14 protein-coding genes are annotated in these 15,348 nt (G+C 57.7%); 9 read left to right on the top strand and 5 right to left on the bottom strand.

Annotated elements, in window-relative coordinates; translation table 11 throughout:
* Nucleotides 1-65 precede the first annotated feature (65 nt).
* The gene (locus USG84_RS04480) at nt 66-1,457 is read right to left on the bottom strand and encodes an APC family permease (RefSeq protein ID WP_151413853.1); all 1,392 of its coding nucleotides are present in this window, start codon (nt 1,455-1,457) and stop codon (nt 66-68) included.
* Nucleotides 1,458-1,813: 356 nt separating this feature from the next.
* Nucleotides 1,814-3,232, bottom strand: a complete 1,419-nt coding sequence (locus tag USG84_RS04475) for a glutamine synthetase family protein (protein WP_024909135.1) — start codon at nt 3,230-3,232, stop codon at nt 1,814-1,816.
* 214 nt (nt 3,233-3,446) lie between these two features.
* On the opposite strand from USG84_RS04475, the gene puuD reads away from it, so the two are divergent.
* The 8 genes from puuD (at nt 3,447) to USG84_RS04435 (ending at nt 12,223) form a co-directional block, all read left to right on the top strand.
* Nucleotides 3,447-4,211 (top strand): gamma-glutamyl-gamma-aminobutyrate hydrolase, encoded by a 765-nt coding sequence (gene puuD, locus USG84_RS04470; RefSeq protein ID WP_028012974.1) that lies wholly within the window; start codon nt 3,447-3,449, stop codon nt 4,209-4,211.
* Nucleotides 4,212-4,236: 25 nt separating this feature from the next.
* A complete protein-coding gene (puuR, locus tag USG84_RS04465) occupies nt 4,237-4,794 on the top strand; it encodes an HTH-type transcriptional regulator PuuR (RefSeq protein WP_013096835.1) in 558 nt (185 codons plus the stop codon).
* Nucleotides 4,795-4,951: 157 nt separating this feature from the next.
* A complete protein-coding gene (gene puuC / locus USG84_RS04460) occupies nt 4,952-6,445 on the top strand; it encodes an aldehyde dehydrogenase PuuC (RefSeq protein WP_320738173.1) in 1,494 nt (497 codons plus the stop codon).
* Nucleotides 6,442-7,722, top strand: coding sequence for an FAD-binding oxidoreductase (locus tag USG84_RS04455; RefSeq protein ID WP_320738172.1), 1,281 nt, complete (start codon nt 6,442-6,444; stop codon nt 7,720-7,722). Before puuC ends, USG84_RS04455 begins: the two co-directional genes overlap by 4 nt.
* A 25-nt stretch (nt 7,723-7,747) precedes the next feature.
* On the top strand, nt 7,748-9,019 hold the full coding sequence (gene puuE / locus USG84_RS04450; protein ID WP_320738171.1) for a 4-aminobutyrate transaminase: 1,272 nt from the start codon (nt 7,748-7,750) through the stop codon (nt 9,017-9,019).
* A gap of 150 nt (nt 9,020-9,169) precedes the next feature.
* On the top strand, nt 9,170-10,657 hold the full coding sequence (locus USG84_RS04445; protein ID WP_151413854.1) for a carboxypeptidase M32: 1,488 nt from the start codon (nt 9,170-9,172) through the stop codon (nt 10,655-10,657).
* Nucleotides 10,658-10,805: 148 nt separating this feature from the next.
* A complete protein-coding gene (asr, locus tag USG84_RS04440) occupies nt 10,806-11,123 on the top strand; it encodes an acid resistance repetitive basic protein Asr (RefSeq protein WP_048961376.1) in 318 nt (105 codons plus the stop codon).
* Nucleotides 11,124-11,401: 278 nt separating this feature from the next.
* Nucleotides 11,402-12,223, top strand: a complete 822-nt coding sequence (locus tag USG84_RS04435; protein ID WP_028012967.1) for a trypsin-like serine peptidase — start codon at nt 11,402-11,404, stop codon at nt 12,221-12,223.
* Between the two features lie 38 nt (nt 12,224-12,261).
* Here USG84_RS04435 and mdtI read toward each other — a convergent pair whose 3' ends face one another.
* Together mdtI and mdtJ are read right to left on the bottom strand one after the other, a co-directional pair.
* Complete coding sequence (gene mdtI, locus USG84_RS04430) at nt 12,262-12,591, bottom strand: multidrug/spermidine efflux SMR transporter subunit MdtI (RefSeq protein ID WP_028012966.1); 330 nt, start codon at nt 12,589-12,591, stop codon at nt 12,262-12,264.
* Nucleotides 12,578-12,940 carry a multidrug/spermidine efflux SMR transporter subunit MdtJ gene (mdtJ, locus tag USG84_RS04425; RefSeq protein WP_061099675.1) on the bottom strand — a complete coding sequence of 121 codons (363 nt, stop codon included), beginning with the start codon at nt 12,938-12,940 and terminating at the stop codon, nt 12,578-12,580. Before mdtJ ends, mdtI begins: the two co-directional genes overlap by 14 nt.
* Before the next feature lie 421 nt (nt 12,941-13,361).
* Between mdtJ and USG84_RS04420 the strand changes: the two genes are divergently transcribed.
* Nucleotides 13,362-14,396, top strand: coding sequence for an AI-2E family transporter (locus tag USG84_RS04420; protein ID WP_061098375.1), 1,035 nt, complete (start codon nt 13,362-13,364; stop codon nt 14,394-14,396).
* Nucleotides 14,397-14,399: 3 nt separating this feature from the next.
* Here USG84_RS04420 and USG84_RS04415 read toward each other — a convergent pair whose 3' ends face one another.
* The gene (locus tag USG84_RS04415; protein ID WP_253541768.1) at nt 14,400-15,347 is read right to left on the bottom strand and encodes a zinc-dependent alcohol dehydrogenase family protein; all 948 of its coding nucleotides are present in this window, start codon (nt 15,345-15,347) and stop codon (nt 14,400-14,402) included.
* Nucleotide 15,348: the final 1 nt, after the last annotated feature.

Below are 15,348 nucleotides of genomic sequence, written 5' to 3'. Positions count from 1 at the left end.
GACTGATGCCCGGTAAGACGAGCGATCCCGATAAACGGCACCAGCATACTGGTGCCGTTTCACGTTCAGGAATCCCAGGCCTGCTCTATCTTACCGGCTTCAAACTGCGGAGGCGGTTTTCGGAAGCGGCGCGTTAGCCATGCCAGGTAAAGGACCCCCAGTGCCGCCCAGATGAGGCCAAGCGTCAGGGACGTCGCTTCGAGGTTTATCCACAGCACGCCGACCGTTGCGGCACCAATGAGGGGCAGCAGGAAATAGTGGAGCCGATCTTTCCACGTTTTGTTCAGCCCTTTACGCCGCCAGAAATGGTTGTACACCGAGAGATTAACAAACGTAAACGCCACCAGCGCGCCAAAGTTGATCAGCGCCGTCGCGGTCACGAGATCAAAGTACAGGGCCGACAGCGCCACTATCCCTACCATAATGACGTTCAGGGCCGGCGTGCGCCACTTCGGATGCACGTAGCCAAACACCCGCTCCGGGAAGACGTTGTCACGCCCCATCACGTACAACAAGCGTGAGACGCTGGCGTGCGAGGCCAGGCCTGAAGCGAGCGTATTCACAAACGTGGTGCACAGAAACACCGACTGGAAGAGCTTGCCGCCCACGTACAGCGCAATTTCCGGCAGCGCGGCGTCCGGGTTCTTGAAGCGCGCGATCGTCGGGAAAAAGAGCTGCATGAAAAACGAGGCAATAATGAATATCAGCCCGCCATACAGTGCGGTCAGGAAAATGGCTTTGGGAATAACCCGCGCCGCGTTTGGCGTCTCTTCCGACAGCGTGGTGACCGCGTCAAAGCCGAGGAAAGAGAAGCAGACGATCGTCGCGCCGGTAATAATCGGGATCAGATGTGCGTTCTCGCTGATAAACGGCTGGAGCGACCAGACGGTGCCAATCCCCTCACCCTTGTGCAGGCCATGCACCACGAGTATGACAAACACCACCATGATGGCGATCTGCACCAGCACAAACAGGGTGTTAAAGTTGGCGACCAAATTAACGCTCTTCAGGTTCGCCAGCGTCAGGATCGTCACAAACCCCACCACCCAGACCCACGGCGGGACTTCCGGGAACAGCGCGGAAAGGTAGATCTTCGCCAGCAGCACGTTGATCATCGGCAGGAAGAGATAGTCCAGCAGCGATGACCAGCCGACCATAAACCCCAGATGGGGGCCGATCGATTTCTGCGTGTAGGTGTACGCAGACCCCGCTTCCGGGAACTGTCGTACCAGCTTGCCGTAGCTGATGGCGGTAAACATGACGCCTGCCAGCGCCAGGAGATACGAGGCGGGCACGTGGCCATTGCTGATACCGGACACAATGCCGAAGGTATCAAACACGGTCATGGGAGTGAGGTAAGCCAGCCCCATCATGACCACCTGCCAGAGCTTGAGGGAACTGCGCAGCCGGGTTCTTCCGGCCATGCCCGGCGAATCAAGTGACGTGTTAGTCGCCATAAACCGTCCCCCCCATGCTTACCGTGGTTTGCAATTGCGTTGACCTTAACGCAAACCTGCTTAGCAAAGGGGGAAGTTGTAAAGAACATACGCGATCGTACCAGCGCAGCATCTCTGGCTCGCACTCACAGCAGGCGCCTGACTGGCCCCCTTCGCCCTGCGGATAGTTGAACATCTGCATCATTTCCTACCTCGTCACACAGTGTCGTTAAGAAAGTCCCTGTGCCGCCTGCGCTCCATAACGCGACTCCCGGGAGATAGCTGGCGTGCCAGCGAACAGTTCGGCCAGGCTCCGCGCAGGCCGTTTGGTGAAACGTATGAGATGAAACAAAGCGGCCCCTTACCGGGGCACGTCATCAGGCGTTTTTCAGCATCCACTCAATTTCTGTTTCGGTAATCAGGCGTTCAAACTGCAGTAATTCATCATTTTTGCAGGCGTGATAGACGTGGCAGAAACGTTCGCCCAGCCGCTCGCGAAGGTGATCGTTTTGCATAAATTCCCACAGCGCATCGCTCTGACGAATCGGGAACGGCAGTCCGTCCTGCTCCAGGCCATTGCCTTCAACTTCTTCCTGCAGGGGTAAATCGTTATCCAGCCCGTGTAGAATGCCGGCAAAAATCGCCGCCATCACCAGATACGGGTTCGCGTCTGCGCCCGCCACCCGGTACTCGACCCGATGGTTATGGCGATCGCCGCAGGGGATACGCAGGGCAACCGTGCGATTATTGTGTCCCCATGACGCCTGCGTCGGCACGTACATTCCCGGCTGGAAGCGGCGGTAGGAGTTGACGTTCGGTGCCAGCAGCGCCATGGACGCGGGCATCAGATCGATCATCCCGGCCAGCGCGCGTTTCAGCAGCGCGGAATCCTCGCCGCTGGCGTCTGCGAGCACGTTTTCGCCTCTGTTGTTTTGCATGCTGATGTGGATATGCATCCCGCTGCCCGCATGCTCTTCATAGGGCTTTGCCATAAACGTGGCGTGCATCTTATGTTTTTCCGCCATCTGCCTGACGAGACGTTTTAGCGCCAGCGCATCATCGCAGGCGTCGAGCACGTTTTCCGTATGGTGCAGGTTAATCTCAAACTGGCCCGGGGAGGCCTCAGCCACTGCCCCGTCTGCGGGGATCAGCTGCAGCTGCGCCAGTTCGTCAATGTCGTTCAGCACGTCAGCAAAGTGGTTCAGGTTATCAACCGAGTAGACCTGGCTCTGCGTGTTACGCACGTCGGTGCCTGGCGCGCAGGGTGGCTGCAGATAGCCGTCGGCATCGCGTTTACGGTCAAGTAAATAGAACTCCAGCTCTACCGCTACCACGGGGAACAGACCGCGCTGGCGCAGCTGCTGCCAGAGTCGGTTGAGTACGTTCCGCGGCTCAACGTCAAAGGGAGCGCCATCTTCATCGACCATGGTGAGCTGCACCTGACCAATGTATTCCGGGTCGGCGGCGGAGGGTGTCAGGGTGCCCGGTACCGGCACGCAGATACAGTCCGGCTCGCCGAGCTCCTGCCCCAGGCCCGCCTCTTCCACGACGTTACCTAAAATGTCCATGGCGAAAACCGATGCCGGGAAATAGCAGCCTTTTTCAAGCTTGCTCAGTCCGGCAACCGGGATGCGCTTGCCGCGAAAACAGCCGTTCAGGTCGGTCAGGAGGACATCAATAAACTGGGTGTCAGGATACTTTTCTAAATAGCGCTTCACTTCCTGCGTAAAGGCGCTGCCCCGCCTCTCATCCGTGTGCTGCACAAAGTTCTCAACTTCTACGATATTGGTTTCCATGATTTACCACCGTTTTTGGGATTTGCGTTCGCTGCTCTGGACTGTCAAATATAATGTCCACACTATCGAATCTGTATGCAAACAAATTGTTTGTCAAATGTTAAATTAAGTTTGCAAAAGGCAGATCGCATTGCTAGATTGAGAAAATATTGAACGAAAAGGCCGTTTCACAGGCGAGAATGGCCTAAATTTAGTCCACTTTGTGAGGGCGATCATGGAAAATATAATGAACAAGCCAGTTATTGGCGTAGTGATGTGCAGAAACAGGCTTAAGGGTCATGAGACCCAGACCCTGCAAGAAAAGTACCTGAATGCCATTATTAACGCGGGGGGCTTACCTATTGCCTTACCGCATGCGCTGGCAGAGCCAGAGCTACTTACCGCTCTGCTGCCAACCCTGGACGGGATTTACCTGCCGGGCAGCCCAAGTAACGTGCAGCCGCACCTTTATGGTGAAAACGGCGATGAGCCTGACGCCGATCCCGGGCGAGATCTTCTGAGTATGGCGCTGATTGCCGCCGCGCTCGAAAGGCGCATCCCCATTTTCGCCATCTGCCGGGGGCTGCAGGAACTGGTTGTTGCGACGGGAGGAACGCTGTATCGCCGCCTGTTCGAGCAGAACGACCTGCTTGAGCACCGGGAAGATCCTGAACTGCCTGTTGAGCTACAATACGCCCCTTCTCATGAGGTTCAGGTTCAGGAGGGAGGACTGCTGTCTCAATTAATACCAGGCTGTAACACATTTTGGGTAAACTCGTTACACGGGCAAGGTGCACGAACGTTAGGACCACGGCTCCGCGTGGAGGCCCGCTCGACGGACGGGCTGGTCGAAGCGGTCAGCGTTCATGACCACCCCTTTGCCCTCGGCGTGCAATGGCACCCCGAATGGAACAGCAGCGAGTATGCCCTGTCACGTATGTTGTTTGATGGTTTTATCACCGCCTGTCAAAGCCACATTGCCGAGAAGCAACGGCTTTGACCACTACCGTAAAGGAAATGCAACTATGAGCGATGACGGACTGGCGCCAGGGAAACGTCTGTCTGAGATCCGCCAGCAGCTGGGTCTCTCGCAGCGGCGTGCCGCCGAACTGTCTGGGTTAACACACAGTGCCATCAGCACCATCGAGCAGGACAAAGTCAGTCCTGCCATCAGTACGCTGCAAAAGCTGCTGAAAGTTTATGGGCTGTCGCTCTCGGAATTCTTTTCGGAACCGGAAAAACCTGATGAACCGCAGGTGGTTATTAATCAGGAAGACCTTATCGAAATAGGCAGTCAGGGGGTTTCGATGAAGCTGGTTCATAACGGAAATCCGAACCGTACGCTGGCGATGATTTTTGAAACTTACCAGCCTGGAACCACGACCGGAGAGAGGATCAAACATCAGGGTGAGGAGATCGGTACGATACTGGAAGGTGAAATAGTGCTGACCATTAATGGCCAGCCTTATCACCTGGTTGCGGGGCAGAGCTATGCCATCAATACCGGCATACCGCACAGCTTTAGCAATACCTCGGCAGGCATCTGCCGCATTATCAGTGCCCACACCCCCACCACATTCTAATTACCACTCAGTCCCGGCGTAAGCGCGCTTACGCCGGGACAAATAAAAACGATCAATGTCGGCATTCAACGGGTTAGTTCCCGGGATGCCTCACGGCTTCGTATTGCCTGAAACGGCCATGACCTTATTTATCTGATTGCGAAAGAAAGGAGTGAATATGCATTTTCAGCACCTGACTTACTGGCAGGATAAAGCAAAAAACAGCGCCATTGAGACCCGGTTATTTATTAACGGTGCCTATTGTGACGCCGCCGATAATACCACGTTTGAAACCGTCAATCCCGCAACCCAACAGACGCTGGCGAACGTGGCCCGGGGCAAGCAGGCGGACGTGGACCGTGCGGTTCAGGCCGCGCGTGAGGTATTTGAGCGCGGTGACTGGTCGCAGGCGTCTCCGGCGCAGCGCAAGACCGTGCTGAATAAGCTCGCCGATTTGATGGAGCGCCACGTCGAAGAGCTGGCCCTACTGGAAACGCTGGACACCGGTAAACCGATCCGCCACAGCCTGCGCGACGATATTCCCGGCGCGGCGCGCGCCATTCGCTGGTACGCCGAAGCGGCGGATAAAGTCTACGGAGAAGTGGCGCCTACGGGTCCGGGCGAGCTGGCGATGATCGTGCGCGAGCCGATCGGGGTTGTCGCGGCCATCGTCCCCTGGAACTTCCCGCTGCTGCTGGCCTGCTGGAAGCTGGGCCCGGCACTGATCGCGGGCAATAGCGTGGTATTGAAACCGTCGGAGAAATCGCCGCTCACCACCCTGCGGCTGGCCGGGCTGGCGAAAGAGGCGGGCCTGCCGGACGGCGTGCTGAATGTGATAAGCGGTTACGGCCACGAAGCGGGCCAGGCGCTGGCACTGCATCCTGAGGTCGAAGTGCTGACGTTTACCGGCTCGACCCGTACCGGCAAGCAGCTGTTGAAGGACGCGGGAGAAAGTAACATGAAGCGCGTCTGGCTGGAGGCAGGCGGCAAGAGCGCCAACATTATCTTTGCCGACTGTCCGGACCTGGACAAGGCCGTGAGCGCGACCGCCGCCGGGATTTTTTATAACCAGGGGCAAGTCTGTATCGCCGGAACCCGCCTGCTGCTTGAAGACAGCATCGCCGATGACTTCCTGGCAAGGCTGAAAGCGCAGGCCCGTCACTGGCAGCCGGGCGATCCGCTCGACCCCGACAGCACGATGGGCATGCTCATCGACGCTGCGCACGCCGATACCGTCCACACGTTTATTCGCGAGGGAACCCGGAAAGGTACGCTGCTGGTGGACGGGCGGGAACAATCATGGCCTTCCGCAGTCGGTCCCACCATTTTTGTCGACATCGACCCTGCCTCCCCGCTGTGCCGGGAAGAGATTTTCGGGCCGGTGCTGGTCGTCACCCGTTTTAAAACCGAAGAGGAAGCCTTAACGCTGGCCAACGACAGTGAATATGGGCTTGGCGCGGCGGTATGGACCCGCGATCTCTCCCGCGCGCACCGCATGAGCCGCCGCCTGAAAGCAGGCTCGGTCTTCGTCAATAACTATAACGACGGCGATATGACCGTACCCTTTGGCGGCTATAAGCAGAGCGGCAACGGTCGCGATAAGTCCCTGCACGCGCTGGAAAAATTTACCGAACTGAAAACCATCTGGATTGCCCTGGAGCCTCAATCATGACCGAACATACCACCAGCTACTACGCGGCCAGCGCGAACGCTTACGAACCTTTCCCGACGCTTAACGAGTCGATCAGCTGTGACGTGTGCGTGGTGGGCGGCGGCTATACCGGCCTCTCCTCCGCGCTGCATCTGGCTGAAATGGGCTACGACGTGGTGCTCCTCGAAGGGGCACGCATCGGCTTCGGCGCCAGCGGACGCAACGGCGGCCAGCTGGTTAACTCCTACAGCCGCGATATCGACGTGATTGAGAAAAACTACGGGCCCGATGCCGCAAAAGTCCTCGGAAGCATGATGTTTGAAGGTGGGGAGATCATCCGGGAGCGGATCCAGCGCTATCAGATCCAGTGCGACTATCGTCCCGGCGGGCTGTTTGTGGCGCTAAACCATAAGCAGCTGGAGACGCTGGAGGAGCAAAAAGCCAACTGGGAACGCTACGGCAACACGCAGCTGGAGCTGCTGGACGCCAGCGCCATCCGCCGGGAAGTCGACAGCGAACGCTATACCGGCGCGCTGCTGGACCGCAGCGGGGGGCACATCCATCCGCTGAACCTGGCGATCGGCGAAGCGGACGCCATTCGCCTGAACGGCGGCCGGGTGTATGAAAGGTCCCCGGTGACCGCCATTCAGCACACCAGCCCGGCCGTGGTGAGCACGCAGCATGGCCAGGTGACGGCCCGCTACGTGATCGTCGCGGGGAATGCCTATCTGGGCGATAAGATAGAACCGGAACTGGCAAAACGCAGCATGCCCTGCGGCACCCAGGTGGTGACCACCGCCCCGCTGTCGGAAGAGGTCGCCCGCACGCTGATCCCCAATAACTACTGCGTGGAAGATTGCAACTATCTGCTGGATTACTACCGCCTCACCGCCGACAACCGCCTGCTGTACGGCGGTGGCGTCGTCTATGGCGCGCGCGATCCGGACGATGTCGAGCGCCTGGTGATGCCAAAGCTGCTAAAAACCTTCCCTCAGCTGGCAGGCGTCAAAATCGACTACCGCTGGACGGGCAACTTCCTGCTGACCCTGTCGCGGATGCCGCAGTTTGGTCGTCTGGATAAAAACATCTATTACATGCAGGGCTACAGCGGCCACGGCGTGACCTGCACCCACCTGGCCGGACGGCTGATCTCGGAGCTGTTGCGCGGTGACGCCGAGCGCTTTGATGCGTTTGCCAACCTCCCGCACTACCCCTTCCCGGGCGGCCGCAGCCTGCGGATTCCATTCACGGCGATGGGCGCGGCGTACTACAGCCTGCGCGATCGTCTTGGCGTATGATCGTTTCGACAAAAGGGTATCTGACATGAGTAACCAGGAATTTCATCAGCGCAGACTTTCTGCTACACCGCGCGGCGTAGGCGTAATGTGTAATTTCTTTGCCCGGACGGCGGAGAATGCCACCCTCACCGACGTGGAGGGCAACGACTATATTGATTTCGCTGCCGGGATCGCGGTTCTGAATACCGGCCATCGTCATCCTGAACTGGTGGCGGCAGTGGAAAAACAGCTTCACCAGTTCACCCACACGGCCTACCAGATTGTGCCGTATGAAAGCTACGTTTCATTAGCCGAAAAACTTAACGAACTGGCCCCGATTCAGGGCCCGGCCAAAACGGCGTTCTTCACAACGGGCGCGGAAGCGGTGGAAAATGCCGTTAAAATCGCCCGGGCCCACACCGGCAGACCGGGCGTGATTGCCTTCGGGGGAGGCTTCCACGGCCGAACCTATATGACCATGGCGTTAACCGGCAAGGTCGCGCCCTATAAGCTGGGATTTGGCCCGTTCCCCGGGTCGGTTTATCACGTGCCGTATCCCTCCGAGCTGCACGGCATCACGACGCAGGATGCCATCACGGCGATAGAACGCCTGTTCAAAGCGGATATTGAGGCGAAACAGGTGGCGGCGATTATTTTTGAACCCATTCAGGGTGAAGGCGGCTTCAACGTCGCCCCGCCAGAACTGGTGGCCGCCATCCGCCGCATCTGCGATGAGCACGGGATCGTGATGATTGCCGACGAAGTGCAGAGCGGCTTCGCCCGGACGGGTAAACTGTTTGCCATGGAACACTACGCGGACAAGCCCGACCTGATGACGATGGCGAAAAGCCTGGCAGGCGGAATGCCGCTGTCCGGCGTGGTGGGCCGCGCCGAGATCATGGACGCGCCGGCGCCCGGCGGTCTGGGGGGGACCTATGCAGGCAATCCGCTTGCGGTGGCCGCCGCGCACGCGGTGCTGAATATTATCGACAACGAGTCGCTGTGCGCCCGCGCCTGCCATCTGGGGGATCGGCTGAAAGCCACGCTGGAGGAGATTCAGGGCAGTTTTCCTGCGCTCGTGGCGATAAGGGGAAGAGGATCGATGATTGCGGCGGAGTTTTTTGATCCCGAGAGCCGTGAACCTTCGGCCGCCATCGCGCAGGCGATACAGCAAAAGGCACTCGCCCAGGGCCTGCTGCTGTTGATCTGTGGCCAGTACGGTAACGTGATCCGCTTCCTTTATCCGCTGACCATTCCGGATGCCCAGTTCACCCAGGCGCTGGCGATCCTGCAACAGGTTATGCGTGATAAGACCTAAGCGCCCACTGAAAACCGTCTCCCGGCATTCCGGAGGCGGTTTCAACGGAGGAGATCGGCACAGATTTCCTCCGTGCGGGAAATGTTGGGGAATTTGGTCTGTTTCATTGTATGCTCCCTGAAACACATCCCTGGCAAGAGGAAATAAGAATTGCAAAAAACATCCGCCTATCAGTCACTTGTGAAAACCTTCCAGCGTCTCTCCCGCTTCTCGCATCTCTCCTCCATCGCCAGTTGGGACATGTTTACCATGATGCCGCCAGGCGGCAGCGCCGCGCGCGGTGAAGCGCTGGCAGAGATGAGCGTCCTGCAACATCAGATCCTGACCGATAAAAAAGTCGGCGACCTGTTAGCGGCCGCGGCAGGGGAAAACCTGAATGACGTCGAACAGGCCAACCTGCGCGAAATGACGCGACAGTACCAGCAGGCCACCCTGCTGCCGGAATCGCTGGTGGAAGCCAAATCTCTCGCGGGCAGCAGGTGCGAGCACGCCTGGCGTACTCAGCGCCCCGCCAACGACTGGCAGGGCTTTTCCGCCAACCTGAAAGAAGTGGTGAAACTCAGCCGTGAAGAAGCCCGCCTGCGCGCCGAGGCCAAAGGCTGTACGCCGTACGACGCGCTGCTGGATATTTTTGAGCCGGACATGACCAGCGCGCGCCTGGACGTGCTGTTTGGCGATATGAAAACCTGGCTGCCGGACCTGCTGGCAAGCGCGGTGGAGAAACAGGCACAGCGGTCGTTCGTTCCGCCGCAGGGCCCCTTCCCGACGGCAACCCAGCGCGAGCTGGGGCTGGAAGCCATGAAGATGCTTGGCTTCGATTTTAACGGCGGACGCCTGGACGTGAGCGCGCACCCGTTCTGCGGCGGCGTGCCGGAAGATGTGCGCATCACCACGCGCTATGATGAGGACGAACTGCTCAGCGCGCTGTTTGGCGTGATCCACGAAACCGGACACGCGCGCTACGAGCAAAACCTGCCGCGCGCATGGGCGGGCCAGCCTATTGCCCTCGCCCGCTCAACCGCGATCCATGAATCCCAGAGCCTGTTCTTTGAGATGCAGCTGGGACGCAGCGAAGCCTTCCTCAAGCACCTCCTCCCTGCCGTTCACGCCCGCTTTGGCAGCCAGGCGGCGTTTAGCGAAGAGAACTTTATCGCCTGGAACCAGCGCGTGAAGCCAGGCTATATCCGCGTCGATGCCGACGAAGTGAGCTATCCGGCACACGTGGTGCTGCGCTATGAGATTGAGCGCGCGCTGATCAACGGCGAGATCGAGGTGGACGATATCCCCGCCCTGTGGGATGAGAAAATGCAGGCCTGGCTCGGGTTATCCACCAAAGATAACTACCGCAACGGCTGTATGCAGGATATCCACTGGACCGACGGCGGGTTTGGTTACTTCCCGTCGTACACGCTGGGCGCGATGTACGCCGCGCAGCTGTTCCATGCGGCTAAGACCGCGCTTCCGGGACTGCAGTCCTCCATCGCTGAAGGCGATTTTTCGGCGCTGTTTGAGTGGCTGCGTCAGAACATCTGGCAGCACGGCAGCCGCTTTAGCACGTCGCAGTTAATCACCCAGGCGACGGGGGAAGATCTGAATATCCGCTACTTCCGCGAACACCTCACCTCACGCTACCTGTAATGATAAGGCCGGGGTTCTTCCCCGGCCTTGTACATATGGTTACACGCCGATACCAATCACTCACGGAAACCCCGAATTTACAGGGATATAGTTATTTCAACGGCCCCGCAGTGGGGTTAAATGAAAAACCAAATTCGAGGGTATGAACATGAAAAAAGTATTAGCTCTGGTTGTTGCCGCTGCTATGGGTCTGTCTTCTGCTGCGTTTGCTGCTGAAACCACTGCTGCACCAGCTGCTGCGGCACCGGCTGCAACGACCACCGCGGCGCCAGCAAAAACCGTACATCACAAGAAACACCACAAAGCCGCTAAACCGGCTGCAGAGCAAAAAGCGCAGGCCGCTAAAAAGCACCACAAAAAAGCCGCTAAACCAGCCGTCGAGCAGAAAGCCCAGGCTGCGAAAAAGCATCATAAAAAAGCAGTAAAACACGAAGCTGCTAAACCAGCTGCACAGCCAGCTGCGTAAGCGTACAGGCTTAACCGTGCTCTTCGGGGCACGTTGGTAAACCGGCGCTGAACCGGAAAAGGTTCTGCGCCGTTTTTTTATCCGGAGGGCGTATGCTGCGACGCTATCGGTTTGAGCTGATTCTTATCCTGCTTATTTTATGCGCGCTCATCGCAAGCCATTTTTATCTTTCCTGACTGTAGCACGCTGATTTTACTCCCACTTTAGCGCCGTCCCGTCTATAGTATTTTCATAGGGTTCACTTTTAATAATCATAATTACCCCCACCAGAGTGTGATATGCGTAAATCTGTTGTGTTGTTGCTGGGAACGTTTGGCCTTTTTTCTGGATTTTCACAGGCGGATGATGGCGGTGATAACGCCATTAGCGCTAAAGAGCTAAAGACGCTTTTTTTCGGTCATGACGATCGTACCCGCGTCACCGATCCTACCCAGGCTCCCTGGGATGCTATAGGCCAACTGGAAACCGCCAGCGGCAACCTGTGTACCGCGACGCTGATCACCCCGCAATTAGCGCTGACGGCGGGCCACTGCCTGTTGACGCCACCCAACGGAAAGCCAGACAAAGCGGTTGTCTTACGTTTTGTGTCGCAAAAAGGGATCTGGCGCTATGAAATCCACGGCATTGAAGGCCGGGTTGATGCTTCGCTCGGTAAGCGACTGAAGCCGGATGGCGACGGCTGGATTGTGCCGCCCGCGGCAGCCTCGTGGGATTTTGGCCTGATTATTTTGCGCTACCCGCCTTCGGGCATTACGCCGCTGCCGTTATTTGACGGCGATAAAGCGGCGCTCACCGCCGCGCTGAAAGCCGCCGACCGCAAGGTAACGCAGTCAGGCTACCCGGTCGATCATCTGGATGCGCTCTACACCCACACGGACTGTATCGTGACGGGCTGGGCGCAGACCAGCGTGCTTTCGCATCAGTGCGATACGTTGCCGGGCGACAGCGGTTCACCGCTGATGCTGAAAACCGATAACGGCTGGCAGTTGATTGGGGTACAAAGCTCCGCCCCGGCGGCGAAAGACCGCTGGCGAGCCGATAACCGGGCCTTATCCGTCACCGGCTTTCGCGATAAGCTGGAAGCGCTGGCTAAGGAGTAAGCCAGCGCGGCTGTCGGTGAAGCAGGGTTACCGATTGATCAGGCGAGTTTTATCATGATCATGCCCGCCAGCAGCAATATCAGCCCTATCCAGCCTTTATTATTTAAACGCTGCCCGAAGAGCACCCACCCTGCGGCCAGGGTGGCGGCGATACCAAAACCGCCCCACAGCGCATAGGCCACAGACAGATCGATACCTTTGACCGCCTGTGACAGGGCGCTGAAGGCCCCCAGCACCGCGGCAATCGACATCAGGCCGTAAACTTTACGGCGAAAGCCGTCGGAGAATTTCAGCAGAACGTTCGCCAGAATTTCCAGCACGATGGCGAAGCCCAGCCAGGCCGCGTGAACCCATTCAAACTGCTGCATGGTTCTGCTCCTTCTGCTGTTTGGTCGGTTTTCGGGTACCTGATTTAATCAGCACGATACCCGCCACCAGCGTCGTTAGTCCGGCGACCTTCATTGTTGTTAATGTTTCGTCGAATATCAGAACGCTGAAAAGCGTAATCAATAAAATACCGATCCCTTCCCACAGCGCGTAGGCCACACCCAGCGCGATTTTCTTCACGGCAAATGAGAGGAAAATATAAGAAAGGGAAATCATCACCAGCATTAAAATAAAACCGGTATTGCCCTCGCTGACGCTTGCCCATTTCATAGACAGCGTGCCGGTAATTTCAGCGAGAATAGCCAGGGCTAATAAGATCCAGTAAAACATGTTTTTCTCCTGCTTGAGAATATAATCCATCGTGGCCCGCCGCATGCGGCAAACCCAAAAATATGAAATTAAATCAGACAGCTAAGCGCGTAGCGCCAGCTCAGGCAGAAGAGGTGACTATAGTGCGGTGCGCCAGTGTTGCTCACCAGCAAGCAGGCAGAAGGAGGTGGAAAATAGAGCAGCGATATTTGAAGAATACGTCCTGAACAAATTGTCCATAAAATTACAATTATCCGCGTTGTTGCTTCTCGTCTTTGCGGATGAAAATTGTCCTCGGTAGTTGAACACGCCAAATTTGTACCATAACTGAAGATTTTACTCAAAGTCTTTTCAATTCTTTACCCGTCCCGTTTGATTTTGGTTAGTTTATTGCAGGGCGTTTACCCTTTATTATAAATAAAAAGCGTTTTTCGGAGTCACCATGGCTAAACCCATTATTACCCTGAACGGGTTAAAAATTGTCATCATGCTGGGCATGCTGGTGATCATACTCACGGGCGTTCGTTTTGCCGCCGACATCATTGTGCCCTTTATTCTGGCTCTGTTCGTTGCGGTGATCCTTAACCCACTGGTCCAGCGCATGACGCGGCTGCGCATCCCGCGCGTGCTGGCGATTACCCTGCTGATTAGCGTCATTATTTTCGCTATGGTGTTACTGGTTGCGTATCTGGGTACCTCGCTGAACGAACTGGCGCGAACGCTGCCGAAATACCGTTCCTCGCTGGCGATACCGCTGCTGCAGCTTGAGCCCTGGCTACAGCGCGCGGGAATAGAAGTCTCCGTTGAGGAGCTTCTTAAATATATCGACCCTAATGCGGCCATGACGATCGTCACAGGACTGCTGACGCAGCTTTCCAATGCCATGACCTCCATTTTCCTGCTGTTTTTAACGGTGGTGTTCATGCTGCTGGAGGTGCCGCAGCTGCCCGCAAAGTTACAGCAAATTATGGTACGTCCGGTTGAAGGAATGGGAGCTATTCAGCGCGCGCTGGACAGCGTTTCACGTTATCTGGTGCTGAAAACCGCCATCAGCCTGGTCACCGGGGTGGTGGTCTGGGGAATGCTGGTGGCGCTGGACGTCCGCTTTGCGTTCGTCTGGGGGCTACTGGCGTTTGCGCTCAACTACATTCCCAACATCGGCTCCGTGCTGGCGGCGATCCCCCCTATTCTTCAGGTGCTGGTGTTCAGCGGATTTTATGACGCGCTGATTCTGCTGGCCGGCTATCTGGCGATAAACCTGGTGTTCGGGAATATTCTTGAACCACGAATGATGGGACGCGGGCTGGGGCTTTCGACGCTGGTCGTCTTTTTGTCCCTGATTTTCTGGGGCTGGCTGCTCGGTCCCGTAGGCATGCTGCTTTCCGTTCCGCTGACCATCATCGTGAAGATTGGGCTGGAACAGACGGCGGGCGGGCAAAGCATCGCCGTGCTGCTGAGCGATATGAGCCATCAATAGCCGTCATTCCGCCATCGACAGGAGGGGCTTGCTTGCCCTTCCCCCTTCACGGTAAGCCCCGAGCGCCCTCTGCCAGTCCGTCAGAGAGTACACCGTACCGGGGCTGTACTCGCTGGCGCGCATCCGGGGCCAGATTTGATTGAACTCAGCGCGCCACGCCTCAGCGCTGAGCCCATCCAGATAGTTACGAATATGGAACCACGCCACGCGCGGCAGGGGCCGCTGCTGGCGGAAGGTCTGCCCGGAGAGCAGCCCGTAGCAGACAAATATGCCCTGCTCCGGCATCACGCTCAGGATCGCTTCCGCCAGCGTTCCGCCGGTTGCATCGTAAACGACGTCGGCACGCGCGGCAACGGAGAGAATCCGCTGCAAGTCATGCTGTGCGACAGGAACAATCCCCATCGCCGCCAGCCGTTCAGCGTGAACGGGCGAACGATGAATACCGTACACCGTCTCTGCCCCCGCCAGACGCGCCCACTGCCCAAGCAGAATGGCGCAATCCGAACCGGCGGCCGTGAGCAGCACCCGCTTTCCCCGCGGTGGATAGTGGTTCAGCATCATCTGTGCCGCCAGCGGGTTGATATAGGCCCGCGCGGCCAGGCGTGAATCGACATCGTCCGGGACGGGGATCGCATACTCTGCCGGGCAATCCGCATAGCGCTGCCAGGTGCCCTGCCCGCGCAGCGGCAGAACGCGTTTACCCGACAGATGCGCAAACGACGCGGGCGCCTGAATGACAACGCCGACGCCTTCATACCCCGCGACGGCGGGCAGCGAAGTTCTGTGGCGATAGGCGCCGGTAATGGGAATGAGATCGGACGCGTTCACCGGCGCATACAGCATTTGCACGCGGAGGTGTCCCGCCGCAAGCGCGCCCGGCGGCGCGGCTTCAGGTTGCAGAACAGATTCTGGCTCGCCAAAACGGCGATACCAGAGGGCCAGATTTTCCATT

The sequence above is a fragment of the Enterobacter sp. 168J2 genome (assembly GCF_034107265.1).
GTDB lineage: Bacteria > Pseudomonadota > Gammaproteobacteria > Enterobacterales > Enterobacteriaceae > Enterobacter > Enterobacter nematophilus.
This window is presented reverse-complemented; position numbering and strand designations above follow the sequence as displayed.

Excerpts from the sequence above, each read along its gene's own strand:
- USG84_RS04435 (WP_028012967.1), top strand. The coding sequence starts at position 11,402 with ATGCGTAAATCTGTTGTGTTGTTGCTGGGAACGTTTGGCCTTTTTTCT.
- mdtJ (WP_061099675.1), bottom strand. The coding sequence starts at position 12,940 with ATGTTTTACTGGATCTTATTAGCCCTGGCTATTCTCGCTGAAATTACC.
- USG84_RS04415 (WP_253541768.1), bottom strand. The coding sequence starts at position 15,347 with ATGGAAAATCTGGCCCTCTGGTATCGCCGTTTTGGCGAGCCAGAATCT.
- puuE (WP_320738171.1), top strand. The coding sequence starts at position 7,748 with ATGAGTAACCAGGAATTTCATCAGCGCAGACTTTCTGCTACACCGCGC.
- USG84_RS04475 (WP_024909135.1), bottom strand. The coding sequence starts at position 3,232 with ATGGAAACCAATATCGTAGAAGTTGAGAACTTTGTGCAGCACACGGAT.
- USG84_RS04455 (WP_320738172.1), top strand. The coding sequence starts at position 6,442 with ATGACCGAACATACCACCAGCTACTACGCGGCCAGCGCGAACGCTTAC.
- USG84_RS04480 (WP_151413853.1), bottom strand. The coding sequence starts at position 1,457 with ATGGCGACTAACACGTCACTTGATTCGCCGGGCATGGCCGGAAGAACC.
- asr (WP_048961376.1), top strand. The coding sequence starts at position 10,806 with ATGAAAAAAGTATTAGCTCTGGTTGTTGCCGCTGCTATGGGTCTGTCT.
- USG84_RS04420 (WP_061098375.1), top strand. The coding sequence starts at position 13,362 with ATGGCTAAACCCATTATTACCCTGAACGGGTTAAAAATTGTCATCATG.
- puuC (WP_320738173.1), top strand. The coding sequence starts at position 4,952 with ATGCATTTTCAGCACCTGACTTACTGGCAGGATAAAGCAAAAAACAGC.
- mdtI (WP_028012966.1), bottom strand. The coding sequence starts at position 12,591 with ATGCAGCAGTTTGAATGGGTTCACGCGGCCTGGCTGGGCTTCGCCATC.
- puuD (WP_028012974.1), top strand. The coding sequence starts at position 3,447 with ATGGAAAATATAATGAACAAGCCAGTTATTGGCGTAGTGATGTGCAGA.
- puuR (WP_013096835.1), top strand. The coding sequence starts at position 4,237 with ATGAGCGATGACGGACTGGCGCCAGGGAAACGTCTGTCTGAGATCCGC.